Raw genomic sequence first — 26,257 nt, 5'->3', positions numbered from 1 at the left:
TCACGAATCGGCCAGAGTGCCGGAAGATGTGGCCATCGGACGATGACTCTCTTCGGTCGCATCATCCTTTCGAGGGTTCAAATCACGGGTATCGACTTCGGGCACTGCGGATAACCCTGCGCGCAAACTGCCTAGCGCCTCGGCGGGGCCGGTAACACGAATTTTGACCGGTACTCGCTGGACGATTTTGTTGAAGTTGCCGGTGGCATTGTCCTGGGGCAGCAGGCTGAACTCGGTACCGGTGGCTGGCGACAAGCTGTCGACCACCCCCTGGTAAGTGATGTCCGGGTAGGCATCAAGGTGCACTTCGACCGGCTGGCCGACACGGATCCGGGTGAGCTGGGTTTCCTTAAAGTTGGCCGCCACGTAGGCCGAATCAATCGGCACTAACTGCAGAAGTGTCAACGATGGCTGTGCCAGCGTACCGGTCTCGACCCTCAGGTTACCGATCACCCCATCGCGAGGGGCGACGATTTGGGTCTTGTCCAGTTGGTGGCGAGCATAGTCAAGATCGGCGCTGGCAGCATCTAGATTAGCCTCGGCGCGGGTTACATCGCTCTCGGCGACGGCCAACTGTCGCCGGGCCGATACGACGGCGGCACGGCTTTTAGCCAGGTTGGCTTCGGCAACCCGCAGTGTGGCTTGGTCGTCCTCGTGCTGCTGGCGTGAGGCATAGTTGTTGGCAGCCAGGGAGGAGGAGCGTTCGAGGTGCTGACGCGCCTGATCAACGTTAGCCTGGGTGGCCTGCTGCTCCGCTATAGCTTGATCGATAGCTGCTTGTTGGAGTTCCACCTGACGACGGGACTGAGCAATAGAGGCCGCCGCCACGGCCTGCTGCGCCTCAGCCTGGGTGACTTGGTCGTGGTAGCTTTCGGCGTCCAGGCGTACGAGCAAATCGCCTTGTTTCACTATCTGGTTGTCGTCCACCGCTACTTCGGCGACCCGCGCTGAAAGCTCGGTGCGCACCGCGACACTGTCGGTGCGCACATAGGCGTTGTCGGTTTCTTCGATAAAACGGCCGGTTTGCCACCAGCCCAGCCCCCACCAGGCTAACGCCGACAAGGCAGTGAGCCCGACCAGTACGATGAGTAGTTTACGCTTAGCTTTTCCTTTGGATCCTGCCTTTCGACCTGTGACTGAATCGTCGCGCTGGTGTTTGGCCTGAGCCTCGCTGCGCTTGCCATCCGTTGTCATGGCCACTCCTCAATACCTACCGTCACAAAGGGGCTTTCCTGGGAGGTGCAGACACCACCCTTGGAAGTGAAGATACATAGTGTAATGAATGCTACACTACATATCTAGCACTAACACATGTCATTCACGCTTAGCGCCTCTATCATTGACGATTACTCGGATGCTTCAACGGGAGTGGAAATGCCTCGTTCAACAATATCAGGTCCGCCCGATTGCCCTAATAGGGCGGATGCCATAGTGACTTCACGGGGTATGGCGCGTCGCGAACGCCTGTTGGACGCTGCCCGAGATGTCTTTCTTGAACAGGGCTATGCAGGCGCTAGTGTTAATGAAGTGGTTGCCCGCGCGGGTGGGTCACTGGCGACACTGTACAAGCAGTTTGGCAGCAAGGAGGGGTTATTTACCGCGGCCATGGAGCGCCATATCTCTACCGCCTGGGCCGTGCTGGAAGAGGGGCGGCGGGATCATCATGCCCTAGAGCAGGTGCTTTATGAGCTGGGACGCCGCATGTTGACGCTGGTGTGTGACCCCGGTGTGATTCGTCTGGTTCGCGGCTTGGCCTTTGAGGCCGAGCGGTCCCCCGAGCTTTGCGAGCTGTTCCTTACTCGCGGCCCCGACCAGACGCGTCAGGCGTTAGCGATGTATCTTGGCGAACAGGCCGCCGCCGGTCGCCTTAACCTCGATAATCCCCGCGAAGCAGCCGGTATGTTTATGGGTATGTTGCTCGGTGAGTGGCATATTGACGCGCTGCTTGGCCGCAGTTTGTGCCTTGACGAGGCGCAGTGCAGCGCCCGGGCAAGGCGCTGTGTCGCGATTTTTCTATCGGGTGTGGCCCGCTCCTAGCGTCTGCCCCATTTGCACCATGGTGGCAGGGGGAAGCTGTGCGAAATTGACCTGGTTGGCGAAGCACATGACGACCGTGGAGCCGAGCTTGAAACGGCCCATCTCGGCGCCTTTTTCTAGTGTGATCGGTTGGCCAAACTGCATGCGCTGAGGGTAACCCGAGAGTGGTGTTACCTGCCCAGACCAGACGGTCTCAATGGCGGCGACAATCATGGCACCGACCAATACCATTGCCATGGGGCCTTGCTCGGTATCAAAGATACAGACTAATCGTTCATTGCGGGCAAACAGACCTGGCACGTAGTTGGCGGTGGCTTGGTTGACCGAGAACAATCGCCCAGGGACGTAGATCATTTCTCGCAGGGTGCCGGTTACCGGCATATGCACCCGGTGGTAGTCCCGTGGCGATAGGTAAACCGTTGCAAAGCTGCCATCCAGAAACTCTTCTGCCAGAGCGGTATCGCCGCCGMGCAGGGTTTGGGCGGAGTAGGTGTGGCCTTTTGCCTGTACCAGTTGCCCAGCCTGTAGCAGCCCGTATTGGGAGAGCGTGCCGTCGGCGGGGCTCAGGATGCCATCGCCCAGTGGGCGCGCATCGGCTTTTAGCGCGCGGGTGAAAAAGTCGTTAAACGTGGCGTAGGCGGTGGGGTCGGGCTCCAGCGCTTGGCTCATATCCACATTAAAGCGTTTGATAAAGGCGTTAATCAGGGTGTTTTTCACCCACGGATTGTCGCACTGGGCGAACTTGCCAGTCAGGCGCGAGAGCGCGTGGTGAGGCAGCGGATATTGGAGTAGCGAAAAGGCTTTTTGGGAAAGAGTCACAGTAATATTTTCACTTCTCAATCGGTGTGTCGTCGCGGTTGCCCCATTCACCCCAGGAGCCCGCGTAGCCGCGCATATTGAAGCCCAAGGCTTTACCTACCAGCCAGGTAAAGCTGCTGCGGTGGTGGCTCTGGCAGTGGGTGGCAATTTCCATGTCGGGCGTGAGGCCGAGTGCGCCTAGCTCGGTGATAAGCTCGGCGTAATCGCGGATGCGCAGCGCGCGGTAGCGATCCATGGCCTGCAGCCAGTCCATGTTGACCGCGCCGGGAATGTGGCCCAGGTGCTTATTGTTACCGCGTACGCCATCGTACTCATCTTTGGAGCGTGCATCCCATACCGCGAACTGCTTATCGCTGAGCTTCTCTTTGATCTCTTCACAAGTGATCAGGGCATCGGGGTTGAGGATCTCAGCATGGTAATCGCTGGGTGTCGGGGCTGTCGGTTCGATGCTCTCGTCGAATTCTGCATCGCGCCAAGCGTGAATACCACCGTTTAAGTAGGAGTAGCGGGTGTGGCCGATCAGGTCTAGCGTCCACAGTAGCCGTGCCGCCCAGCCGCCGCCTTCGTCATCGTAAGCCACTACATGGGTATCGCGTGTCAGGCCTAAGGCACTAAATAGTCTTGATAGCGCATCCACATCGGGAACATCGCTGGGCACCGGCCCTTCGCCGCGCATCAAGTAGCGGAAGTCGAGGAATATAGCGCCGGGTACATGGCCCTGGCGATAGCTGTCGCCGTTGACCGGCACATCGATAATCAGTAGCTGTGAATCACCCAAATGCTCCTGCAGCTGTTCGGGTTCAACGATCAGCGGCAGCAGGTTGGCTTCCGACGATTGGCTTGCTGTGCTCATGACTAACTCCTGTAAATCCTAGCTATCCAAACTATCGAGAATGCGCCGATAGCTGGTAAAGCGTGCTGGATGAATCTTGCCTGCCTCAACCGCTGCAAGTAAAGCGCAGCCGGGCTCATTGCGGTGGCGGCAGTCACGAAAACGGCAGTGGCCAATATAGTCGTGAAACTCAATAAAGCCGTCGGTGACTTCCTGCTCATTAAGGTGCACCAAGCCAAACTCGCGAATACCTGGAGAATCGATGAGATCGCCGTCAGCCACTTCAGCGCGGCTCATGGTGTAGAGGCGTGCCGTGGTTGTGGTATGGGTACCTTTACGGGAATCTTCCGAAAGCGCGCCAATGCGCAGGGTTTCGTCGGGTAGCAAAAGGTCGATCAGCGATGACTTGCCGACGCCGCTCTGGCCAACAAACACCGACGTACGCCCTTCAAGCTGGCTGCGCAGCTCGTCTAGCCCCGTTTCTGTGGCGGTGGTGGTGCGCACCACGGGATAGCCCAACTCACGATAGCGCTCGAGTAGTTTACCCAGCTCGCCACCATCTTCCGGCAGCAAATCGGTTTTATTGAGCACCAGCACCGGCGCTATACCGGTGGCTTCGGCAGCCACCAGATAGCGATCAATAAGGTTGGCGTGGGGCGCGGGTTCCACTGCGAACACAATCAACAGCTGATCAATATTGGCAGCTACCGGTTTGAGCAGGCCGCGGGCGTCAGGGCGCTTGAGCACGCTGTCTCGCTCCTCTCGAGCGACGACCACGCCGGAGCCTTCTTGCCCGGCGCGCCAAATCACCCGGTCACCGGTGACCAGGCCGTCCAAATTGGCGCGTAAGTGGCAGCGAACCGGTTCATTGTCGCTGTTGCGCACCTCTAGAGTGCGCCCAAAGTGAGCAACGACACGGCCCGGCTGTTCTGCGCCGTATTCGCCCGCGGCAAGTTTTTCAGCGTCTTGTACGTCGCGCTTTTCCGCACGCTGGGCACGTTCCGCCTGGACTTTCTCGACTCGCCACTGCTGCTGGCGACTTAATTTACGTTTGCTCATGATCACCTGATGATCGTTACAATGGCGGTCATTGTACCTACCAACTAGCCAAGCTGTCCTGTATAGCTGCTTGATGGGCTTATTTAAGGCACACTTGGATGATATTAATGGCCATTTGGGCAAAGGAAGAACGGTAATGAGCAACGAAAAGACGGATTCAGCGGTGCCACGGGATGATCTGCTGGTGTGGATTGATCTAGAGATGACCGGTCTGGATCCTAATATAGAGCGCATCATTGAAGTGGCCACACTGATTACTGACGCGGATTTAAACGTGGTCGCGGAAGGGCCGGTGATTGCGGTGAAACAGCCGGACAGCTTGCTGGCGCAGATGGATGACTGGAATCAGAAAACCCACGGCGAGTCGGGCTTAGTTGCCCGTGTTAAAGCCAGCCAAGTGGAAACTGCTGAAGCCGAGCAGCAAACCCTGGCGTTTTTACAGCAGTACGCGGTGGCAGGCTCGTCGCCGATGTGCGGTAACAGTATCCATCAGGATCGGCGTTTTCTGGAGCGTGAGATGCCTGCGCTGCTTAACTTTTTCCACTACCGCAATCTCGATGTGTCGACACTTAAAGAGGTCGCCAAACGCTGGAACCCCGGCGCGCTGGCCGGCTTTAGTAAGCAAAATGTGCACTTGGCCATGGACGATATTAAAGAGTCGATTGCCGAGCTCGCTCATTATCGCAATACGTTTTTGCGCGTTGATCAGCGCAGCGACGAAGAAGAATAGCTAAGAAGAGTAGCGTTTAAGACGCGTCAGTGGCAATGCGCTCACTGCGTTTAAGGCGCTGCTCCTCAAGCGACCAGGCGACGTGTTCGCGTACCAGGGCACTTGGGTAGGCTCTGCGTGCCCACAGTGCGGCCTCTACGGCTTCGCTCCAGGGTGCATTGCCCAGGCCAACGGCGATATTGCGCAGCCAGCGCTCGTAGCCAATGCGCCGGATTGGGCTGCCGGCGGTTTTATCCAGAAACTCCGCTTCACCCCAGCAAAACAGGCTGATAAGCGTTGCGCGGTCTAGATCGTAGCGCGGTGCAAAGTCATCTTCCTGGGTAATATGGGTAAAGCGAGTGAACGGGCACACAAGCTGGCAGTCGTCACAGCCGTAAATACGATTACCCATGGCGCGACGGTACTCAACCGGAATAGCGCCGTGCAGTTCAATGGTGAGGTAGGAAATGCACTTGCGTGAGTCGACCACTTTGTCGTCCACGATGGCGCCGGTGGGGCAGGCCGTTCGGCAGGCACTACAGCTTCCGCAGTGTTCATGCTCAAAGGGTGCATCAATGGGTAGCGGGAGGTCGGTATAGAGTTCGCCCAGAAAGAATAGCGAGCCCGCCTTGGGGTTGAGTAGCATGGCGTTTTTGCCGAACCAACCGAGCCCGGCTTTTTGCGCTAGGGCGCGCTCCATGACCGGCGCGGAGTCGACAAAGGCGCGATAACCGAAGTCGCCGACTTCCTGCTCAATTTTTTTTGCTAATAGGGCTAACCGTTTGCGTATTAGCTTGTGATAATCACGCCCTAAAGCGTAGCGCGAAACATAGGCGCGGCTGGGCTGGCCAAGCACCTTGGTGCTCTCCMCTTCGGCAGGCAGGTAATCCATGCGCACGCTGATAATGCGCTGAGTGCCGGGTTCAAGTTCTGCAGGACGGGTACGCTTGGTGCCATGCTTGGCCATAAAGCCCATTTCGCCGTGATGGCCGTTTTCCAGCCATGCGTCGAGGTGGGCTTCATGAGCGGACAGTTCAGTATCGGTAATACCTACCTGCTGGAAGCCCAGCTCGCGTCCCCAGGTTTTAATCAGGTCGGCAAGATCGGTAAGAGTGTTTTCTGAAAGCATGGGCGCCGTTTTGTCGCGAAAAATGAAAAGCCAAAGGAATTGGAAGTTGATACTCAACGGCTAGACGTTAGCCGCGCTATGCTAACGCATTGGCAGCCATCAAAACATGTGAAAGGAGCGATCGTGTCGATCCCGAATACTTCCATGCTACGCCCATTATATAAAGCCGCCCAGGTGCAGGAGCTCGATCGCCGCACCATTGCCGGTGGTATCGATGGATTTGCGTTGATGCAACGCGCCGCCTCGAGCGCTTGGCACAGCTTCCGCTCGCGCTGGCCCCAAGCGCGTGGCATCACCGTGATGTGTGGCAGCGGGAACAACGGCGGCGATGGTCATGTGCTGGCAGCGCTGGCCATGCAGTCTGGCCTTAAAGTGCAGCGGGTAACCCTTAAACCCCTTGAGGAACTAAGCGGCGACGCGGCGCGTGCAGCAGCGCTGGCGACATCCGCAGGCGTAGGCTGCGAAGAGTGGAGCGCCGGGATAGTGCTTACTGGCGAAATAATTGTCGATGCACTGCTAGGTACCGGTTTGACCGGTGAGGTAGAAGGGCGCTTCAAGCGGGCTATTGAAATGATTAACGCCGCAGATCAGCCGGTACTGGCGATTGATATTCCTTCTGGGTTAGTGGCTGATACTGGCGCCGTGCTGGGTATTGCCGTTAAAGCCGCCTGCACGGTGACGTTTATTGGCGATAAGGTGGGTTTGCACACAGGGAATGCGCCGGCCTATACCGGCGAAATAGATTTTCGCCCCCTAGGCGTCAAGGCTCAGGCCTATTTTGATATTCCGCCCACGGCTTGGCGGCTGGATGATTCGTTACTGGAAGAGGCCTTTGCGCCCCGCCTGCGTACCCACCATAAAGGGGATATGGGCCACGTACTGGTGATGGGCGGGGCTCCTGGATTTGGCGGGGCGGCGCTACTTGCCTGCCAGGCCGCCGCGCGGTTGGGGGCGGGTAAAGTGAGTTTGGCAACGGCGCCTGAACATATTGCCGCCAGCTTGGTGCGCTGCCCGGAAGTGATGGCCCATGGCGTTCGCGGTGGCGCTGAGGCCGCTGAGTTGCCCAACAACGTTGACGTTGTGGTGGTCGGGCCAGGGCTGGGTCAGGCTGCTTGGGGGCAGGCGGTGCTACAGAGTGCGCTGCAGTCAGACGCGCCCTTGGTGGTTGATGCCGATGGCTTGAATCTTTTGGCGCGCCAGTGGCCGGATGTTCGCCGCGATAACTGGGTATTGACGCCGCACCCCGGTGAAGCCGCGCGACTGCTGGGCTGTGAAGTGGCCGATATTCAGGCGGATCGGCCTGCCGCCGCCCTGGCACTGCAACGTGCCCGGGGGGGCGTGGTGATTCTAAAAGGTGCAGGCAGTTTAATTGCTGGCCCCAGTGGCTTGGTGGTGTGCCCTTACGGTAACCCAGGCATGGCCAGCGGGGGTATGGGCGATGTGCTCAGCGGCATGCTGGGGGCACTGATGGCGCAGCGTGGTGACGTGGAGTTTAGCGCTTGGCTGGGTACCATGGTGCACGCGCTAGCGGCAGATCGCGCAGCCGAGGAAGAAGGCGAGCGTGGCCTGCTGGCCAGCGATCTGGCATCCTATGCGCGAAAATTGATTAATCCGTGAAGGCAGCCCACATGCAGGTGCGATTAGACAGTGAAGAGGCCCAGGTAGCTTTTGGCGAAGCATTAGGGCAAGTGTTGCAAGGACGCGGACGGGTGTATCTAGAGGGTGAACTGGGTGCCGGTAAAACGACACTAACACGTGGCATTCTGCGCGCTTACGGGCATCAAGGGGCGGTTAAAAGTCCTACCTATACGCTGGTGGAGCCTTACGAACTAGGCTCCCAGCGGATCTATCATCTAGATTTGTACCGTTTGTCTGATCCAGAAGAGCTAGAGTTTATCGGTGGTCGTGACGTGCTGGCCGACGATGCGATTTGCATTATTGAGTGGCCCAGCCGCGGTGAAGGATGGCTGCCAGTGCCGGATCTTCGTCTGGTGCTGGAAGTGGCTGATCCAGGGCGTTTGGTCTCCTTGGCCGCGGGTAGTGAGCAAGGTGAACGCATATTGACCTCCTTGCAACGTCAGCTAAGTAACGCAAGTAAGCTAAGTTCCGACCAGTTGGAGAGTGGTGTGATTCAATGGAAATAAAGGGCATAGCGGCACGCGTATATCGTTTATTGGCCGCCAGTTTTTTTGCCCTAGCGGCGGTTAATGTTCAAGCGTCCAGCGTCGAAAGTATGCGTTTGTGGGCGGCGCCGGATCATGCCCGGCTGGTATTTGATCTCTCCGCTGCCACCAATGCCAACGTGTTTTCGCTGGAGAATCCTGCGCGTTTGGTGATTGATTTAGATGATACCCAAATGGGTACCGACCCAAGCACGCTGCCTTTGAATGACAGTGCGATTGAATCGGTACGCACAGGCGTACGGGAGGGAGGTGGCCTGCGGGTGGTGCTTGAACTTAACCGTGAGATTGAGCCGCGTCATTTCACCCTGACGCCCAATGATCAATACGGGCACCGCCTGGTAGTGGATCTCGAATATCCCGGTGAAAGCGCCGTTGAGAACCCGATCGACCCTATCGAGGCGATGATTCGGGATCAGGAAATTCAGGCCCAGCGGGCATCGGCGCAAAACCAGTTGCCGGGCACAGCAGAGCCACCCAGTGACTCAGTACCGGTTGAGGTTCAGGAAGCCAAGCCGCATCCGCGTAGAGACATTATTATCGCCGTCGATGCCGGTCACGGTGGCGAAGACCCAGGGGCCATCGGCCCTTCAGGTACCCGTGAAAAAGACGTGGTGCTGGAAATTGCCCGTCGTTTGGCCTCGGAGGTCAATGACACGCCGGGCTTCAAGGCGGTGCTAACGCGCGACGGCGACTACTATATAGGGTTGCGCCAGCGTACCGCATTGGCGCGGGAGCAGAAGGCGGACTTCTTCGTCTCCATTCATGCCGATGCCTTTACTAGCCCACGCCCTCAAGGCAGTTCGGTGTATGCGCTCTCCCAGCGCGGCGCTACCTCGGAAACCGCCCAGTGGCTGGCGGATAGCGAGAACCGCTCCGACTTGATTGGCGGCGTTGATGGCAACCTCTCTTTGCGCGATAAAGATCAGGTGCTGCGCGGGGTATTGTTGGACTTAACCATGACCGCTACCTTAAACGATTCGCTGTCTATCGGCGGGCAGGTGTTGGAACAGTTAGGGCGAATTAATCGGCTACATAAGTCCCGCGTCGAGCAGGCTGGGTTTATGGTATTAAAGTCTCCCGATATCCCCTCGCTGTTGATTGAGGTGGGGTTTATCTCGAACCCCGACGAAGAGCGTCGTCTACGCGACCCTGTGCACCAGTCGGGGCTTTCGCAAGCAATTTTCAGTGGGCTGCGCGATCACTTTGAGCGCTTCCCACCGCCGGCCAGCCTGCTTGCCTGGCAGCGTGATAACCAACGCCAGCCGTCGGGTAATGAGTACCGTATTCAGTCGGGAGATACCCTGTCGGCGATTGCCGTGCGCCACGGCGTACCGGTGAATCAGTTGAAGCAGGCCAACGACCTGAATGGTGACGTGATCCGCGTTGGCCAAGTGTTACAGATTCCCCGTTCATGAGGTGTCGTGTTGACTGATGTGMCCGCTACTGCACCGCGTATTCATGTGCTCGACCCGCGGCTGGCTAACCAGATAGCCGCCGGTGAGGTGGTTGAGCGCCCCTCATCGGTAACCAAAGAGCTGATTGAAAACGCTATCGATGCCGGTAGCCAGCGCATCGAGGTGGAAATTGAGCAGGGTGGCGCGCGGCTGATTAAGGTGCGCGATGATGGTATCGGCATTGGCGAACAGGACTTGCCGCTGGCCTTGGCCCGCCACGCCACCAGCAAGATTGGCAGTCTGGAAGATTTAGAGGGTGTCAGCTCACTAGGTTTTCGCGGCGAAGCGTTGGCCTCAATTAGCTCCGTTTCACGGCTGGAGCTGATCTCCAATGCCGAAGAGGATCCCCGTCACGGCTGGCGAGTGGTAGCCGAAGGGCGGGGTATGGACGCCAGAGTGACGCCAGCACCGCACCCCCGTGGCACCAGCGTCGGCGTGCGCGATCTGTTTTTTAATACCCCCGCTCGGCGCAAGTTCCTGCGGACTGAAAAGACCGAGTTTGCCCACGTGGAAGAGGCGTTTCGTCGCCAGGCGCTATCGCGTTACGACATCACCTGGGTATTGCGCCATAACCAAAAAGTCATTCACCAACTGCCTGCCGGTCACTCAGCGTCGGCCCGGGAGCGGCGGATTGCCTCGCTGCTAGGCAAAAATTTTATCGAGCACGCCCGCTATATCGAGCGCGAAGCGGGCGGTTTGCGGCTAAGCGGCTGGGTGGGTCTACCCACCCATTCGCGTTCCCAGGCCGACCAGCAGTACTTTTTTGTTAACGGGCGGGTGGTGCGTGACCGTTTGGTTGCCCACGCGGTGCGCCAGGCCTATCGCGACGTGTTGTTTAACGGCCGTCATCCGGTGTTTGTGCTCTATCTGGAGCTCGAACCGGATGTGGTGGACGTCAACGTTCACCCCACCAAGCACGAAGTGCGCTTTCGCGATGGCCGCATGGTGCATGATTTTCTCTATTCGAGCCTCCACCACTGCCTGGCCTCCGCTAAACCTGCTGAGAGTTCAGGAGATAGTTCAGGAGATAGTTCGGGCGATAGTTCAGACGAGGGGGTTGCCGATGAGGCCAATACGCCAGGCGCATCGCCACAGGGCGTGGCTTCAGAGGCGAGCGCCGAGCAGCCCCGATGGCAGCAGCAGGGCATCGCATTAACCCACTCGCCGGATCGCCACCCAGGTGCGGCGCGCGTGCGGCGCTTTATGCAGGGCTATCAGGCGCTTCACCCCGATCATGAAGAGACGCTATTAACGCCTCAGCCGAATGTCCCCAGTGGGCGGGGCAGTGAGGTGCGTGAAGCGCCCCTTGCAATGCCCGACAACGACCCCACTGCAGCGCCGCCGCTAGGTTTTGCGCTAGGGCAGTTGCACGGTATCTATGTTCTGGCCCAGAACGCCGAAGGGCTGGTGCTGGTGGATATGCATGCCGCCCACGAGCGCATTGTCTATGAGCGTATGAAAACACAGCTGGCCGCTGCTAAAGGGTTGGATGCGCAACCGTTGCTGGTGCCCGTCTCCATTGCCGCTAGCCGGGCAGAGGTGGCCACTGCTGAGAGCGAGCAACAGGCGATCTCCCAGCTGGGCATTGAGCTCGATATTGCCGGGCCAGAGACGCTGCTGGTGCGCCAATTGCCCGCCTTGCTTGCCCAGGCTGACCCTGAAGCGCTGGTGCGTCAGATGCTGGAGGAGCTGGCGCGTTATGGACGTACCCATCAAGTCGAGGCGCGCTTGCATGAGCTGCTTTCCACCATGGCGTGCCACGGCAGCGTACGTGCCAACCGACGGCTGACGATCGACGAAATGAACGCGCTGCTGCGGGATATGGAGCGCACCGAGCGCAGCGACCAATGCAATCATGGCCGCCCTACCTGGACACAGATGGGGCTTAAAGCGCTCGATCGGCTCTTCTTGCGCGGGCAATAGTCACTACTCTTTTACAGCTACTCTTTTCTTACCTGATGGAACCGCGCATGGCTGATACGCGCCCCTGGGCGATTTTTTTGATGGGCCCAACGGCCGCCGGGAAAACCGATACCGCGATGGCGCTCCACGAGCGGCTGGGGCACGAGCTGATCAGCGTTGACTCGGCGATGGTGTATCGCGGCATGGATATTGGCAGCGCCAAACCCAGCGCGGCTGAGATTGCCCGAGCGCCCCATCACTTGATCGATATCCGTGATCCTGCCGAACCCTATTCCGCCGCCGACTTCCGTGAAGATGCGCTACGGCTAATGCGACAAATGAGCGCGGCGGGCAGAGTTCCTCTCCTGGTCGGCGGTACCATGCTTTATTACAAGCGGCTAATCGAAGGTGTGGCGAATTTACCCTCTGCTGACCCGGTCATTCGTCAGCGGCTCGAAGCGCAATGGCAAAGTGAAGGGCTATCGTCGCTGCATAAGCAGTTGGCTGAGGTGGACGCGATCTCTGCTCAGCGTATCCATCCCAATGACCCCCAGCGCATAATGCGTGCGCTGGAAGTGTACTACGCCAGTGGGCGTCCAATGAGTGAGCTATGGGCGGAACAACAGCCGGAAACCTTTCCCTGGCGTGTGTTGTCGATAGCATTGGCACCTAATGATCGGGCGCTTTTGCATCAACGCATTGCCCAGCGTTTCGAAGTAATGTTGGGTGAGGGCTTGATAAATGAAGTCGCCGCCCTCAAAAAGCGTAATGACTTACATTTAGGCCTGCCGGCGATGAAGAGTGTTGGTTATCGCCAAGTGTGGGAGTACCTGGAAGGTGAGTATGACTATTCCTCGCTCGTTGAGCGAGGCGTGATCGCAACTCGTCAGCTAGCCAAGCGTCAATTAACCTGGTTAAGAAGCTGGCCAGAGCTTAATTGGGTTGATTCACAGCGTTCAGACGCGCTGGATCAGGTGCTGAAACTCGTGCGTGACAGCGGTGCTTAGCGTAAGATAGTCCGCTAAGATAGTAACTTAGTAAGTGTGTTTTCGATTGGCTGAGTGATTGGGCCTGTCGCGAACCTCAAAGCTCTTCGGGCATCACTCGGCCTTTCGGGCAGTAATAAATAGTGCGGCGTAGCACCAGTAGGGCACGCCATTTGATAATTAACCCCAACGACAGTTTTAGGGAGAGCAACATGTCCAAAGGGCAGTCCCTTCAAGACCCGTACTTGAACATTCTGCGCAAGGAGCGCATTCCGGTCTCTATCTTTTTGGTCAACGGCATTAAGCTGCAGGGCCAGATCGAATCGTTTGACCAGTTTGTTATCCTGTTGCGTAACACCGTCAGTCAGATGGTTTATAAACACGCTATTTCTACGGTTGTTCCATCTCGCAACGTACGCCTGCCTGCGCAAGACCCGGCAGAGCAAGATGCGGAGATTTAACACCGCTGAAGCAGCAAGAGAGTCCACGAGGTATTGATTGTTTTTCGAACGCCCAGACGCCGGTGAAACGGCAGTTCTTGTTCATGTCGATTTTCATGATGAACAAAAACGTGAAGACCCGGGTGAGTTTTTAGAGCTCGTACGCTCTGCGGGTGCAGAGCCTGCGACTCTACTCACTGCTAGCCGCCACCGACCTGACTCGCGCACCTTTATTGGGTCAGGTAAGTTGGAAGAGCTGCGGGCATTGCTCGCGGCTCACGAGGCTGAGCTGGTGATCTTCAACCATAGCTTAAGTCCCTCTCAAGAGCGCAATGTTGAGCAAGAGCTCAAATGCCGAGTGCTTGACCGTACCGGTCTGATTCTCGATATCTTTGCGCAGCGGGCTCGAACGCATGAGGGTAAGCTGCAAGTAGAGCTTGCTCAGCTTGAATATATGTCGACTCGCTTGGTTCGTGGGTGGACACACCTTGAACGCCAAAAAGGCGGGATTGGCCTGCGCGGCCCGGGTGAGACGCAGCTTGAAACGGATCGCCGCCTGCTGCGCGGGCGAATTAAATCGATTCATAAACGCCTCGATAAAGTACGTAGCCAGCGCGACCAGAATCGCCGTGCGCGTGCGCGCGCGGAAATTCATAGCGTATCGCTGGTCGGTTACACCAACGCCGGGAAGTCGACGCTGTTTAACGCCTTGACCAACGCCGAGGTGTATGCCGCCGACCAGCTGTTTGCGACACTTGACCCCACGCTGCGACGGCTTGAGATTGAAGACGTTGGCGCCGTCGTGATGGCCGATACCGTGGGCTTTATTCGCCATTTGCCACACAAGTTAGTTGAGGCATTTCAAGCCACGCTTCAAGAAGCATCGGAAGCGTCGCTGTTGGTGCACGTCATTGATGCCGCAGACCCTGACCGCGAGTTAAACGTGGAGCAGGTGGAGTTAGTGCTCAAAGAGATCGGCGCGGATGATGTGCCGGTACTCAAGGTCATGAACAAAATTGATAAGCTCGATAGTGCCCCACGCATAGAGCGTGATGGCCATGGCGTACCCGAAGTGGTTTGGCTCTCGGCCCAGCAGGGGCAGGGCCTTGAGCTACTCCATGAAGCATTAACCGAGCGCCTGGCCAACGATGTCATTGGCTTTTCGCTGACACTCACTCCTGAGCAAGGTAAGCTGCGCGCTGGCCTTCACGAGTTGAATGCTGTTCGCGAAGAGGCTTTTGACGAGCAGGGGCAGTCGGTGCTGGATGTGCGTTTGCCGCGGCGCGATTTCAACCAGCTAATGGCTCAGCTAGGCGAGCGTGCCAATACCTATTTACCTGCAGCGTTGCAGGAAACTGAAGATTGGTAGCCTCACCGTTTAATGTCTAGTACGCTGTCAGTATCTGCTTTTGTATAAAAACGGTACAAGATTTACATAGCAATAATATCAAAACGCCAGCGCTTCGTTGATTTACGAAGCCAGATGCGCGAGCGAATACCCTTAGTGGAGAAGAAGTATGGCCTGGAATGAGCCTGGTGGTGGCAACCAGCACGACCCTTGGAGTAGCGGCGGCCGACGCGGTGGAAATGATGGTGATGGAAACCGTGGCAATAACAATGGCAACGGCGGCGGCAATAACGGTAATAAAGGGGGCAACAACCAAGGGCCTCCTGACCTGGATGAAGCGCTGAAAAAGTTTCAGGACAAGCTCAACGGTATGTTGGGTGGTGGTAAAAAAGGCGGTGGTAAAAAAACCGGCGGTGGCGGTAGTGATAAAAACCGCAACCCCTTTGCGCTGCCAGGCTTGCTGATTATCGTGGCACTGGCTATCTGGGCGGCCATGGGCTTCTATCTGGTTGACCAATCCGAACGTGGTGTTGTACTCCGCTTTGGTGAATACCAAGGCGTTGTCAACCCCGGTCTCCAGTGGAATCCGCCGTTGATTGATGATGTCCGCATGGTCAACGTGACACGTGTGCGTTCGCTGTCACAAACGCAGTCGATGCTGACCCGCGACGAAAACATCGTCGAAGTGGAAATTTCTGCCCAGTACCAAGTGGCTAATCCGGGCGATTTCGTACTTAACGTACGTGATCCTGCCATCTCGATTGAGAACGCACTGGATTCGGCGCTCCGTCACGTCGTTGGTGGTACCGATATGATCGATATCCTGACCTCGGGTCGTGAAATTCTGGGTAGCTCGGTCGCTAGTCGTCTGCAGTCCTATCTCGACAACTATGGTGCCGGTATTCGTCTACAAACCATCAACATTGAGTCTACCTCGGCGCCCGCGCCAGTGATTGACGCATTCGATGATGTTATTCGTGCTCGTGAAGATCGCCAGCGTACCATCAACCAAGGTATTGCTTACGCCAATGCGATCATTCCTGAAGCGCAAGGTCAGGCGCAGCGTATTGTTGAGCAGGGCCAGGGTTATCGTGAGTCGGTCGTCGCTGAAGCGCAGGGTCAAGCCAACCGCTTTAACTCGCTGTTGACCGAGTACAGCAATGCGCCTGATATCATGCGCGAGCGTATGTATCTGGACACGATGGAAGAGGTGTTTGGCAAAACGCCGAAGGTACTGCTGGATGTAAGCGAAAATGCGCCGTTGATGTACCTGCCCCTCGATCAGCTAAGCGGTGGAAGCAGTAATCGAAATAACTCTTCCAGCGGAAGCGACAACAGCGATGAACAGCTAGACCCGAGTGTGCTTGAGCGGTTACGCAACACCCAGGGCAGCTCCAGTTCTTCATCGAATAGCAATAGTAGCTCCATCCGCAGGGAGGGCCGGTAAATGATTAATAATCGATCCCTGCTGATTGTTGGTGGTCTGGCTGCCGTGGCGTGGCTGGCGAGCAACACTCTGTATGTCGTAGACGAAACCGAGCGCGCCGTTAAGCTGCGTTTTGGTGAGGTCATTGAAGAGAATATTCAGGCTGGCCTGCACGCCAAGGTGCCGATCGCGCAAACGATCCGTAAGTTTGATGTTCGATTGCTGACGCTGGACACCGATACCAGCCGTTATCTGACCCTTGAGCAGAAAGCGGTGATCGTCGATTCCTACGTTAAGTGGCAGGTGGTGAATCCCACGCGCTACTACGAAGCGACGGCGGGTGATGAATTGATGGCTATCCGCTTGATTCAGCCGCGGGTGGATGAAAGCCTGCGTAATGAATTTGGCCGCCTCAACCTTCAGGAGATTATTGCTGAGCGCCGTGATGATCTAATGACGGGCCCCACCGAAGAACTCGACGCGCTTATGCGCGAAGAGCTCGGGGTGGCCATTCGTGATATTCGTATTAAGCGCATCGACTTGCCGGAAGATGTGTCGGCCGCGGTATTTGAGCGGATGCGTTCTGAGCGTGAGCGTGAAGCCCGTGAATGGCGCGCGCAGGGTCAGGAAGAGGCCGAGCGTATTCGCGCCAATGCGGATCGTCGGCGTCAGGTTCTACTTGCTCAGGCCAATGAGCGCTCAGAGACACTGCGCGGTGAGGGTGATGCCCAGGCCGCTGCGATCTTCTCTGAAGCGTATGGTCAGGATCAGGAGTTCTACTCTTTCTGGCGTAGCCTGAATGCCTATAGCGAAAGCTTTGCTGGCGATGGCAACCTGATGGTGCTGGAACCGAGTAGCGATTTCTTCCGCTATTTGCGCAGCGCTGAACCAGAAAGCGGTGAAGACAACGGCGAGTAAACCGCCGTTGGCCGGTGCTCCTCGTCTTGGTTGGCTGACAGCCAAGCGGGGTTCACCCGGCCCATAAACGTGATAGAATTTACTAACCGGGCGTCGCCCGGTTTTTTTGTGGCCCTCGTTTAACGCTAATGTCGCCCATGACCATGCTACGTTACTGATTGAATTTGTTGGGCCTTCATCGTCTTGCAGGATTGTTTACATGACCATTGCTGACCGCTGGCTGCTGCCCGACGGCATGGATGAGGTGCTTCCGCCTCAGGCAAGCCGTATGGAAGAGCTGCGCCGTGCGCTGCTCGATCTTTACCACTGCTGGGGTTATGACCAGGTCATGCCGCCGCCAGTGGAGTTTCTGGACTCGCTGCTAACGGGTACCGGTACGGATCTGGATCTTCAGACCTTCAAACTGACCGACCAGTTAACGGGGCGCATGATGGGCGCCTCGGCTGACGTTACGCCGCAAGTCGCACGTATGGATGCCCACTCGCTAAAGCGTCAGGGGCCGGTACGGCTGTGCTATTGCACCAACGTATTGCGCGCTAAGGCGGATCAGCATCAAGGGGGGCGTAGCCCGGTGCAGGTGGGTGCTGAGCTGTTTGGTCATGCAGGGCTTGAGGCGGATAGTGAAATTATTCACTTGGCGCTGGCCAGCATGAAAGCCGCAGGCGCCGAAGAGATTCACTTGGCGCTGGGGCATATCGGTATTTACCGCAGCCTGGTAGAGGCCGCAGCGCTCAGCGACGAACAAGAGCGTGCGTTATTTGAGGCGCTGGCGCTAAAATCACCGAGTCAACTGGCGCAGCTTGTAGACGCCAGTGTCAGCGACCCGGCATTAGCGGATATGCTGCTGGCGCTGGGTGAGCTGCACGGTGGCGCAGATATTCTACGCCAGGCGCGGGAGCGGTTTGCCGGCGCACCCGCTTCAGTCACGGCGGCACTGGATCAGTTGGATGCCCTTTATCAGGGAGTGCTGGCACGCTTTGATGTATCGCTCTACTTTGACCTGGCGGAGCTGCGCGGCTATCAGTACCACACGGGTATGATGTTTGCCGCCTACGTGCCAGGCTACGGCCATGCGCTGGCGAAAGGCGGGCGCTATGATGATACGGGGCGGGCCTTTGGGCGTGCGCGTCCGGCCACCGGCTTCTCGATGGACCTGAAACAGCTGGCATCGCTGGCGCTGGCATCCCCAAGCCATGGGGCAATTTGGGCGCCCGCTACGCAGGATGAGTCGCTTAACGCTGCCATTGTCGCGCTGCGTGAGCAGGGGGAACGCGTGATTCAAGCGCTGCCAGGGCAGCGTACTGGGCCGGCGGAGCATGAGTGTGACCGCCGTCTTGAGCTTATCGATGGTCGTTGGCAGCCAACGGCCCTGACACAAGAGACGAGTGCATCATAATGGGTAAGAATGTCGTAGTGCTGGGCACCCAATGGGGTGACGAGGGCAAGGGTAAAATCGTTGACCTGCTCACCGAATCAGCATCCGCCGTGGTGCGTTTTCAAGGTGGTCATAATGCCGGTCATACGCTGGTCATCGACGGTGAAAAGACCGTTCTCCACCTGATACCTTCCGGCGTTTTGCGTCCAGGTAAAACCTGCGTGATTGGTAATGGTGTGGTGCTTTCACCTGAAGCGCTGATCAAAGAGATCCGTGAGCTGGAAGCCAAAGGCGTTCCGGTGCGTGAGCGTCTGCGTCTTTCGCCGGCCTGTCCGCTGATCCTGCCTTACCATGTGCGTCTGGATCAGGCCCGTGAAAAAGCCCGTGGCATCGCCAAAATTGGCACCACAGGCCGGGGCATTGGGCCCGCCTACGAAGACAAAGYCGCCCGCCGCGGCCTGCGCCTGGGTGATATGCTGCATCGCGAACGTTTCGCCTCCAAATTGGGCGAAGTGCTCGACTACCACAACTTCGTATTGGTGAATTACCACGGCGAACCGGCAGTCGACTTCCAGGAAGTGCTGGACACCGCGATGCAGATGGCCGAAGAGCTGCGCCCCATGGTATGCGATACCGTGAGTATGGTGCACGACCTGCGTAAGGCGGGTGAGAACATCCTGTTTGAGGGTGCCCAGGGCTCGCTGCTGGATATCGACCACGGTACTTACCCGTACGTGACCAGCTCGAATACCACCGCAGGCGGCACAGCGACAGGCTCTGGCGTCGGCCCGCTCTATTTGGACTACGTGCTGGGTATCACCAAGGCGTATACAACACGCGTGGGTTCAGGCCCGTTCCCCACGGAGCTGTTTGACGTCGATGGCCGCCATCTTGCCGAGCGTGGCCATGAGTTTGGCGCTACCACTGGCCGTGCCCGCCGCTGCGGTTGGTTTGACGCCGTGGCACTGCGTCACGCGGTGCAAATCAACTCGGTCTCAGGTATCTGCTTGACCAAGCTGGATGTGCTGGATGGACTGGAAAATATTCGCGTCTGCGTGGGTTATCGCAGTAAAGATGGTGAAGTGCTGGAAACCCCGGTGGATTCAGAAGGTTATGAAGCGGTCGAACCTCTCTACGAAGACCTGCCAGGCTGGAAAGAGTCTACCTTAGGCGCTAAAAAGGTAGAGGATTTGCCTGCCAACGCCCGCGCTTATATCAGCTATCTCGAACAGCAGGTAGGTACCAGCATCGATATTATCTCCACCGGCCCAGACCGCATGGAAACCATCGTACTGCGTAACCCCTTCGATAGTTAAGATTGGTTCGCACGCTGGTCATTGTGAGTATGCAGATGGGCAGATGAACAATAAGGGGCAACTTAGTTGCCCCTTTTGCTATTTAAAAGTCGATGCCACGGCGTGCCTTAAGACCATTGTTGAAGGCGTGGCGAACTTCCTGCATCTCGGTCACCGTATCGGCCATAGCGACGAGCTCGCGGTGAGCGTTGCGGCCAGTAATAATCACCGTCTGTTCTTGAGGTCTATTCTCCAATGCTTGCTTAACTGTGGCGATGTCCAAATAGCCAAACTTGAGCATATAAGTGATTTCGTCGAGTACTACCAGATAGGTCTCTGGATCGGCCAGCATGTGCTCAGCCTCTTTCCACACCGCCTGGCAGGCGTCAGTATCCGCTTGGCGATTTTGTGTATCCCAGGTAAATCCAGTGGCCATTATCGCCACCTCTAGGTTGGCATCATCTTCCAATCGATTGCGTTCGCCGCACTCCCACAGGCCCTTAATAAACTGCACCACGCCCACTTTGTAGCCGTAGCCCAAGGCGCGTGTAACCGTGCCCCAGGCAGCCGTTGTTTTGCCTTTTCCATTACCGGTGTTAATAATGATTAGGCCGCGCTGCTCGTTGGCACTGGCGACTTTCTCCTCTACGCGCGCTTTGAGCTTCTCCATAGAGGCTTTGTGGCGGGTGTCGCGGTCRCTCATGATATCTCCTGGTAAAAGCAGCAAGCTAAAAAATAACCAAAATTCATAATCCGTTAGCCTAAGCCATCCGCCGAGGGTTGAACATCTCTATGGTCGTACTTTGAGATAATTTTTGTATAGATATTTTCTATGCCTTGTGAACCTTTGTCTTAGTAATTCATTCTGAAAACCAACAAAAAACAACAGAATTGGCCCCTAGGGGTCTGGCTGCTCTAGAATAGGAGCCATCTCTTATCAGGAATTACATCATGCCCTCATTTGATATTGTCTCAGAGTTCGATAAACACGAAGGCGCTAACGCCGTTGATCAAGCCAACCGAGAAGTGCAGTCGCGGTTTGATTTTAAAGGTGTTGATGCCAGCTTCACCCTTGAAGGCGACAAAGTGCAGCTCGAGGCGGAAGTTGATTTCCAGCTTAAGCAAATGCTCGATGTGCTGCGCGCACGTCTCATCGCCCGGGGCATCGATGCCCGCTGTATGGATGTGCAAGACCCGCTACTCTCCGGCGTGAAAGCGCGCCAGGAAGTCGCTCTCAAGGAGGGGCTCGACGCGGCGGAAGCCAAAGATGTGGTCAAGCGCATTAAAGCCAGCAAGCTGAAAGTACAGGCGCAAATTCAGGGTGAGAAGGTGCGTGTGACGGGCAAAAATCGCGACGATTTACAAGCGGTTATGGCGTTGCTGCGCGGCGAAGAGGGGCCGGATCTGCCACTCCAGTTTGATAATTTCCGCGACTAGGCGATGGTGTTCAGCTGTCGAACATTTTAATTATGTAACATTCGTTTTATACAGGAGTCACGCACTATGTCTGATCCGCAGCCGGTTTATTTAAGCGACTACCAGCCACCCGCCTACCGGGTAACTCATACCGAGCTGACGTTTGATCTTGACCCCGCCGCGACCCGTGTGAAAGCGCGACTGTTGATGGAGCGACATCCAGAGGCTGACGTTAATGCCCCGCTGGTCTTAAATGGCGAGCACCTGACGCTGATCTCCCTGGCTATTGATGAAACGCCGCTGGAAGCCTCGGCATATGCACTCGATGATGAAGGCCTGCGCATTGCTCAGGTGCCCGAGCGATTTGCATTGGAAAGCGAGGTGGAGATCGCTCCGCAGGAGAATACCGCGTTAGAGGGGCTATATCAGTCCAACGCTATGTACTGCACCCAGTGTGAAGCTGAAGGCTTTCGTCGGATTACTTTTTACCCCGACCGCCCGGACGTTATGGCGACCTTTAAGGTCACCGTGATCGGTGATCAGCAGCGCGAGCCGATTTTGCTGGCAAACGGTAACCCAATAGAGCGCGGCGAGGTGGAAGGCGGTCGTCATTTTGTCACTTGGGAAGACCCGCACCCCAAGCCCTGCTACCTGTTTGCCCTGGTGGCAGGTAATCTGCATAGTGTAGAGGATCACTTCACCACCATGAGCGGGCGTGACGTGACGCTGCAGATTTGGGTGGAAAAAGACAACCTGGATAAAACCGAACATGCCATGGCCGCGTTAAAGAGGGCGATGGAGTGGGATGAGCAGGCGTATGGCCGCGAGTACGACCTGGATCTATTTATGATCGTGGCCGTCAACGATTTCAATATGGGGGCGATGGAGAACAAGGGCCTCAATATCTTTAACTCTGCGGCGGTACTGACCCATCCTCAGACGGCCACTGACGCTGCTTTTCAGAGTGTCGAAGGGATCGTTGCCCACGAATATTTTCATAACTGGTCGGGCAATCGTGTCACCTGTCGCGACTGGTTCCAGCTCTCGCTGAAAGAGGGCTTTACGGTCTTTCGTGACCAGTGCTTTTCGGCGGATACCAATTCAGCGCCGGTTAAGCGCATCCAGGATGTGTCTTTTTTCCGTACTGCCCAGTTTGCCGAAGATGCCGGTCCCACGGCGCATCCGATTCGCCCCGACCACTATATTGAAATCACCAACTTCTACACCCTGACGATTTATGAGAAGGGGGCTGAAGTTGTCCGCATGCTGCGTAATTTGGTGGGAGAGGAGAATTTTCGCCGCGGCTCAGACCTTTACTTTGAACGCTTCGATGGCCAAGCGGTGACCATTGAAGACTTCGTCGGCTGTATGGCGGAAGTCTCCGGTGAAGATTTTAGCCAGTTTATGCGCTGGTACTCCCAGGCGGGAACGCCGGACATTGATGCCCACGGCGAGTATGACTACGTGCACGGTGAGTACCACTTAACGCTGCGTCAGCGCACGCCTGCAACGCCAGGCCAGCCGGATAAGCTACCGTTGCATATTCCGGTGCGTATGGGGTTGGTGGGTACCAAGTCGGGCCAGGATCTCACCCTGACACTCAATGGCGAAAAAATAGGCAAAGATGCGGTCATTCACCTGCGTGATGACGAGCAGACGTTTGTGTTTACCGATGTTGCCGAAGCGCCGGTGCCCTCGTTGCTACGCGAATTCTCAGCGCCGGTGAAGATCCATTACCCATACTCACGGGAAGACCTTGCCTTCTTGTTGACCCACGACAGCGATGGTTTCAATCGCTGGGATGCGGGCCAACGCCTGGCACTACTGGCCTTGGATGACTTGATTGCCGCCCATCGCAATGGGGTTGAAAAGGTCATGGACAGCCGCGTTGTGGATGCCTTTAAAGCCCTGCTGAACGGGCCAATGAGTGATAAAGCGGTATTGGCTGAGATGTTGACGCTGCCCTCTGAAGCCTATATCGCCGAGCAGCAGCCTATTGTTGATGTTGATGCCATACACGCTGCGCGTGAATTTGTCCGCCAGTCGTTGGCCGTAGCCCTGCGCGATGAGTTTCTGGCTGTCTATGAGGCCAATGTGGCGGAGGAGCCCTACGCGCCGACAGCGGAGCAAATTGCTCAGCGTAGCCTGAAAAACGTGGCGCTTGCTTATCTGATGTCGATTGAGGATGAGCAGGGCTTGGCCTTGTGTGAGGCGCAGTTTGCTGCTGATCACAATATGACCGATGTGCGTCAAGCGCTAACCCAGCTGGTGCATAGTGATCGTGATGATTTGGCGTCACCCGCCTTGAAGGCATTCGGAGAGAAGTGGGCCCATGACCCGCTGGTGATGGATCAATGGTTCACGGTTCAGGTATCGCGTCCCCAGCCGGATGTGCTTGAGCGGGTGAAGTATCTGATGCAGCACCCCGCCTTCTCACTCAAAAATCCCAACCGAGTCCGCGCGCTAGTGGGGGCCTTTGCTCAGAACCGAGTGAATTTCCACCGCCTGGATGGCCAAGGCTACCAACTGCTGGCCGATGTGGTCATTGAGCTTAATCGGCTCAACCCAGAGATTGCCGCACGGCTTATCACGCCGCTAACCCGCTGGCAGCGCTTTGATGAAACCCGCCAAGCATTGATGCGGTCTGAGCTTGAACGCATTAAGCAACAGCCGCTATCGGCAAATGTTTACGAGGTGGTCGAGAAGGCATTGGCATAAGGTATTGCTATTAAACGTGTATCCTAAGGAAAGGAATAACAACAGTGACAGATTCTCAGCAACACTATTTACTGATTATTAATGGWAAATCCGCCGGTAATCCGGCATTGCGTGAAGCAGTCGACGAACAACGTCGGGCAGGGATGCTGATTACTGTTCGCGCCACCTGGGAAGGGGGCGACGCTGCTGATATTGCTGAGCAATCTGACGCCATGGGGATCACCCATGTGATTGCCTGTGGCGGTGATGGCACCGTTAGCGAAGTCATGAATGGGCTGATGCGTCTGCCCCATGATCGACGGCCTGCATTGGGCATTGTGCCACTAGGCAGTGCCAATGACTTTGCGACTTCGGTCGGCCTGCCGCTGGAGCCAAGCGCCGCTTTGGCTGCGGCAAGGGAATTGAACGCCTATCCCATTGATGTTGTGCGCGTGACCGCAGGCGCTGGTGGTGAATCAGCCACCAGCTACTATATCAATATGACCACCGGTGGGTTTGGCGCTGAAATCACCTCATCGACACCGAAAACCTTAAAGCGGTTGCTCGGGGGCGGGGCATACTCCGTGATGGGGGCGCTAAAAGCGTGGCGCCATCGCAGCTATCGCGGCACGCTGCATTGGGACGAGAAAGAGGAGAGCGCCTCGTTATTGCTATTGGCACTGGGCAATGGGCGTCAATCAGGCGGCGGCCAAGTGCTAGGGCCCCGTGCCAAGCTGGATGATGGTCGCTTGGACGTGCTGCTGGTTAAAGACTTCAGCTCGGTAACGGAACTGACCAAGCTCATCAGCGAGCTGCAAAGCTTTCCCTATGACGGGCGATTCGTGCGCTATTTCACCACTACCCAACTGACGGTGACCACTCAGCCAAATGAGTCACCTTGGCCACTCACGCTCGATGGCGAGGCGCGCTACTATGATCAGTTTTGCGCGGAAGTAGTGCCCCTTGCGTTGCGCGTATTGCTACCTGAGGAGTGCCCGTTGCTCTCCTCCAATCATCCATGACAGGCTGGATTTAGATTTTTAACGTTACAAAGGAGAAGAATCAAATGGCAAATCGCGTGTGGATACCCGCACTCGCCGCCGTGGCACTGTTGCTGAGTGCCTGCGGAGACTCCCAGGATGATCCCAGCGTGACACCTGATGATAATGCTGCGGTGACGGATGAAGAGCCGACTCGTGATGAGGGGGCGGGCGAGGAAGAGGTTCCAGACGCCGCTGAAAATGCGGCAGATATGTCCAGTCCCGAAGAGGTAGAGGATGACATTGAAGCGCGCCAAGCCGCTGAAGAGCTTGAGCGAGCGGAAGCATTACGCGAGGACGATACCCAGTCTAGTGGCGTCAGTGGCAATGCGACGGCAGACGGTGAAGAGGTTGAAGCGGGAGAAGATACGCTGGCGGCTAATCCTGAAGATGTGCTCGATGAAGAGGGTGCTATGCCGGGTGAGGCTACACGCTCTGATGTGGATGAGATCATTGCCGAAACTGAACGCCGCTTCGAAGAAGCGGAGCAGCGTTTAGAAGAGCAGTTTCAGGAGGTGGAGCAGCAGGCGCCATCATTAGAGCCGATGGAAAGTGAGGATGTCTCGCCGAGTTGGGACACCGAAAGCAGTTTGCCAGAGCGCACGCCGTTGCAGGATGATCGCGAGGCAACCGATGTTGATGCCTTGATTGAAGATACCGAACGCCGCTTTGAAGAAGCACAGCAGCGGCTTGAAGAGCAGTATCAAGAGTTAGAAAATCGAGAGGCTGAGAGTGGCGCGGTTGTTGAGCCATCAAGCGAACTTGGCAGCGATGTTGAAAGCAGTGAAAATAGCCAGGAAAGCGGTGCGAACGGTGATTCTCGCAGTGATGAAGGGTGATCGCTGAGGGCTCGATTAGCGTTATCGATCAGCAATAAAAAAGGCCCGCAAATGCGGGCCTTTGTCCATCCGTTAGCAATTAAGCTGGGCGGATGTTGGAAGCCTGAAGGCCTTTTTTACCCTGAGTCACTTCAAAGCTGACTTTTTGACCGTCTTGCAGGGTCTTGAAGCCTTCAGCTTGAATTTCGGAGAAGTGGGCGAACAGATCGTCTCCGCCGTCATCAGGAGAGATGAAGCCGAAGCCTTTAGTGTCGTTGAACCACTTAACAGTGCCAGTTGCCATTTTCTATTTCCTTAACATGCTTAGTAATCACGGGCAACTCAATTGTCCACCCGCTACAATTACTCTAGAT

The 26,257-nt window shown here is 56.6% G+C and carries 24 protein-coding genes; 17 read left to right on the top strand and 7 right to left on the bottom strand.

What is annotated here, in order from left to right; translation table 11 throughout:
• Positions 1-1,194, bottom strand: coding sequence for an HlyD family secretion protein (locus HALO_RS14985; RefSeq protein ID WP_081899042.1), 1,194 nt, complete (start codon positions 1,192-1,194; stop codon positions 1-3).
• Between the two features lie 180 nt (positions 1,195-1,374).
• Here HALO_RS14985 and HALO_RS14980 point away from each other — a divergent pair, with 180 nt between their 5' ends.
• The gene (locus tag HALO_RS14980) at positions 1,375-2,037 is read left to right on the top strand and encodes a TetR/AcrR family transcriptional regulator (RefSeq protein WP_050714189.1); all 663 of its coding nucleotides are present in this window, start codon (positions 1,375-1,377) and stop codon (positions 2,035-2,037) included.
• On the opposite strand, the gene asd is transcribed toward HALO_RS14980, so the two are convergent.
• From asd to rsgA, 3 genes are read right to left on the bottom strand one after another with little or no spacing between them, the layout of a single operon-like run.
• Complete coding sequence (asd, locus tag HALO_RS14975; protein WP_050713588.1) at positions 2,014-2,856, bottom strand: archaetidylserine decarboxylase; 843 nt, start codon at positions 2,854-2,856, stop codon at positions 2,014-2,016. The two genes, HALO_RS14980 and asd, sit on opposite strands and share 24 nt — an antisense overlap.
• 10 nt (positions 2,857-2,866) lie before the next feature.
• Positions 2,867-3,709 carry a sulfurtransferase gene (locus tag HALO_RS14970; protein WP_035578251.1) on the bottom strand — a complete coding sequence of 281 codons (843 nt, stop codon included), beginning with the start codon at positions 3,707-3,709 and terminating at the stop codon, positions 2,867-2,869.
• Between the two features lie 18 nt (positions 3,710-3,727).
• A complete protein-coding gene (rsgA, locus tag HALO_RS14965; protein ID WP_035578253.1) occupies positions 3,728-4,747 on the bottom strand; it encodes a small ribosomal subunit biogenesis GTPase RsgA in 1,020 nt (339 codons plus the stop codon).
• Positions 4,748-4,883: 136 nt separating this feature from the next.
• Between rsgA and orn the strand changes: the two genes are divergently transcribed.
• On the top strand, positions 4,884-5,477 hold the full coding sequence (gene orn, locus HALO_RS14960) for an oligoribonuclease (protein ID WP_035578256.1): 594 nt from the start codon (positions 4,884-4,886) through the stop codon (positions 5,475-5,477).
• A gap of 16 nt (positions 5,478-5,493) precedes the next feature.
• On the opposite strand, the gene queG is transcribed toward orn, so the two are convergent.
• Positions 5,494-6,585 carry a tRNA epoxyqueuosine(34) reductase QueG gene (gene queG / locus HALO_RS14955; protein WP_050714188.1) on the bottom strand — a complete coding sequence of 364 codons (1,092 nt, stop codon included), beginning with the start codon at positions 6,583-6,585 and terminating at the stop codon, positions 5,494-5,496.
• Positions 6,586-6,729: 144 nt separating this feature from the next.
• Here queG and HALO_RS14950 point away from each other — a divergent pair, with 144 nt between their 5' ends.
• The 11 genes from HALO_RS14950 (at position 6,730) to HALO_RS14900 (ending at position 19,933) form a co-directional block, all read left to right on the top strand.
• On the top strand, positions 6,730-8,202 hold the full coding sequence (locus tag HALO_RS14950) for an NAD(P)H-hydrate dehydratase (RefSeq protein ID WP_035578261.1): 1,473 nt from the start codon (positions 6,730-6,732) through the stop codon (positions 8,200-8,202).
• An 11-nt stretch (positions 8,203-8,213) separates the two neighbouring features.
• Complete coding sequence (tsaE, locus tag HALO_RS14945) at positions 8,214-8,729, top strand: tRNA (adenosine(37)-N6)-threonylcarbamoyltransferase complex ATPase subunit type 1 TsaE (protein ID WP_035578264.1); 516 nt, start codon at positions 8,214-8,216, stop codon at positions 8,727-8,729.
• Complete coding sequence (locus HALO_RS14940) at positions 8,720-10,183, top strand: N-acetylmuramoyl-L-alanine amidase (protein ID WP_035578266.1); 1,464 nt, start codon at positions 8,720-8,722, stop codon at positions 10,181-10,183. Before tsaE ends, HALO_RS14940 begins: the two co-directional genes overlap by 10 nt.
• Positions 10,184-10,201: 18 nt before the next feature.
• The gene (gene mutL / locus HALO_RS14935; RefSeq protein ID WP_050714187.1) at positions 10,202-12,145 is read left to right on the top strand and encodes a DNA mismatch repair endonuclease MutL; all 1,944 of its coding nucleotides are present in this window, start codon (positions 10,202-10,204) and stop codon (positions 12,143-12,145) included.
• 47 nt (positions 12,146-12,192) lie between these two features.
• Entirely contained in the window at positions 12,193-13,131 is a 939-nt protein-coding gene (gene miaA / locus HALO_RS14930) for a tRNA (adenosine(37)-N6)-dimethylallyltransferase MiaA (RefSeq protein ID WP_035578269.1), read from the top strand.
• A 191-nt stretch (positions 13,132-13,322) separates the two neighbouring features.
• Positions 13,323-13,571 carry an RNA chaperone Hfq gene (hfq, locus tag HALO_RS14925; protein WP_007114649.1) on the top strand — a complete coding sequence of 83 codons (249 nt, stop codon included), beginning with the start codon at positions 13,323-13,325 and terminating at the stop codon, positions 13,569-13,571.
• A gap of 37 nt (positions 13,572-13,608) precedes the next feature.
• Positions 13,609-14,919, top strand: coding sequence for a ribosome rescue GTPase HflX (gene hflX, locus HALO_RS14920; protein WP_035578272.1), 1,311 nt, complete (start codon positions 13,609-13,611; stop codon positions 14,917-14,919).
• 148 nt (positions 14,920-15,067) lie between these two features.
• The gene (gene hflK / locus HALO_RS14915; protein ID WP_035578275.1) at positions 15,068-16,345 is read left to right on the top strand and encodes an FtsH protease activity modulator HflK; all 1,278 of its coding nucleotides are present in this window, start codon (positions 15,068-15,070) and stop codon (positions 16,343-16,345) included.
• Positions 16,346-17,242 carry a protease modulator HflC gene (gene hflC / locus HALO_RS14910; RefSeq protein WP_035578278.1) on the top strand — a complete coding sequence of 299 codons (897 nt, stop codon included), beginning with the start codon at positions 16,346-16,348 and terminating at the stop codon, positions 17,240-17,242. It abuts the gene before it with no gap.
• Between the two features lie 199 nt (positions 17,243-17,441).
• Positions 17,442-18,638 (top strand): ATP phosphoribosyltransferase regulatory subunit, encoded by a 1,197-nt coding sequence (locus HALO_RS14905; protein WP_035578281.1) that lies wholly within the window; start codon positions 17,442-17,444, stop codon positions 18,636-18,638.
• Positions 18,638-19,933 (top strand): adenylosuccinate synthase, encoded by a 1,296-nt coding sequence (locus tag HALO_RS14900; RefSeq protein WP_050713587.1) that lies wholly within the window; start codon positions 18,638-18,640, stop codon positions 19,931-19,933. Before HALO_RS14905 ends, HALO_RS14900 begins: the two co-directional genes overlap by 1 nt.
• Positions 19,934-20,015: 82 nt before the next feature.
• On the opposite strand, the gene cobO is transcribed toward HALO_RS14900, so the two are convergent.
• On the bottom strand, positions 20,016-20,615 hold the full coding sequence (cobO, locus tag HALO_RS14895; protein ID WP_035578285.1) for a cob(I)yrinic acid a,c-diamide adenosyltransferase: 600 nt from the start codon (positions 20,613-20,615) through the stop codon (positions 20,016-20,018).
• Between the two features lie 248 nt (positions 20,616-20,863).
• On the opposite strand from cobO, the gene HALO_RS14890 reads away from it, so the two are divergent.
• From HALO_RS14890 to HALO_RS14875, 4 genes are all read left to right on the top strand, one after another.
• Positions 20,864-21,349, top strand: a complete 486-nt coding sequence (locus HALO_RS14890) for a YajQ family cyclic di-GMP-binding protein (RefSeq protein WP_050713586.1) — start codon at positions 20,864-20,866, stop codon at positions 21,347-21,349.
• 66 nt (positions 21,350-21,415) lie between these two features.
• Positions 21,416-24,046, top strand: coding sequence for an aminopeptidase N (gene pepN, locus HALO_RS14885; RefSeq protein WP_035578290.1), 2,631 nt, complete (start codon positions 21,416-21,418; stop codon positions 24,044-24,046).
• A 44-nt stretch (positions 24,047-24,090) separates the two neighbouring features.
• Positions 24,091-25,047, top strand: a complete 957-nt coding sequence (yegS, locus tag HALO_RS14880) for a lipid kinase YegS (RefSeq protein WP_035578293.1) — start codon at positions 24,091-24,093, stop codon at positions 25,045-25,047.
• 44 nt (positions 25,048-25,091) lie between these two features.
• The gene (locus HALO_RS14875) at positions 25,092-25,904 is read left to right on the top strand and encodes a hypothetical protein (protein WP_035578296.1); all 813 of its coding nucleotides are present in this window, start codon (positions 25,092-25,094) and stop codon (positions 25,902-25,904) included.
• Positions 25,905-25,983: 79 nt separating this feature from the next.
• Here HALO_RS14875 and HALO_RS14870 read toward each other — a convergent pair whose 3' ends face one another.
• Positions 25,984-26,187, bottom strand: a complete 204-nt coding sequence (locus HALO_RS14870; protein WP_007114660.1) for a cold-shock protein — start codon at positions 26,185-26,187, stop codon at positions 25,984-25,986.
• Positions 26,188-26,257: the final 70 nt, after the last annotated feature.

The organism is Halomonas sp. R57-5 (assembly GCF_900070345.1).
Classification (GTDB): Bacteria; Pseudomonadota; Gammaproteobacteria; order Pseudomonadales; family Halomonadaceae; genus Vreelandella; species Vreelandella ventosae_B.
Note: the sequence above shows the minus strand (reverse complement) of the source record. Positions and strands in the feature narration are given on the sequence as shown.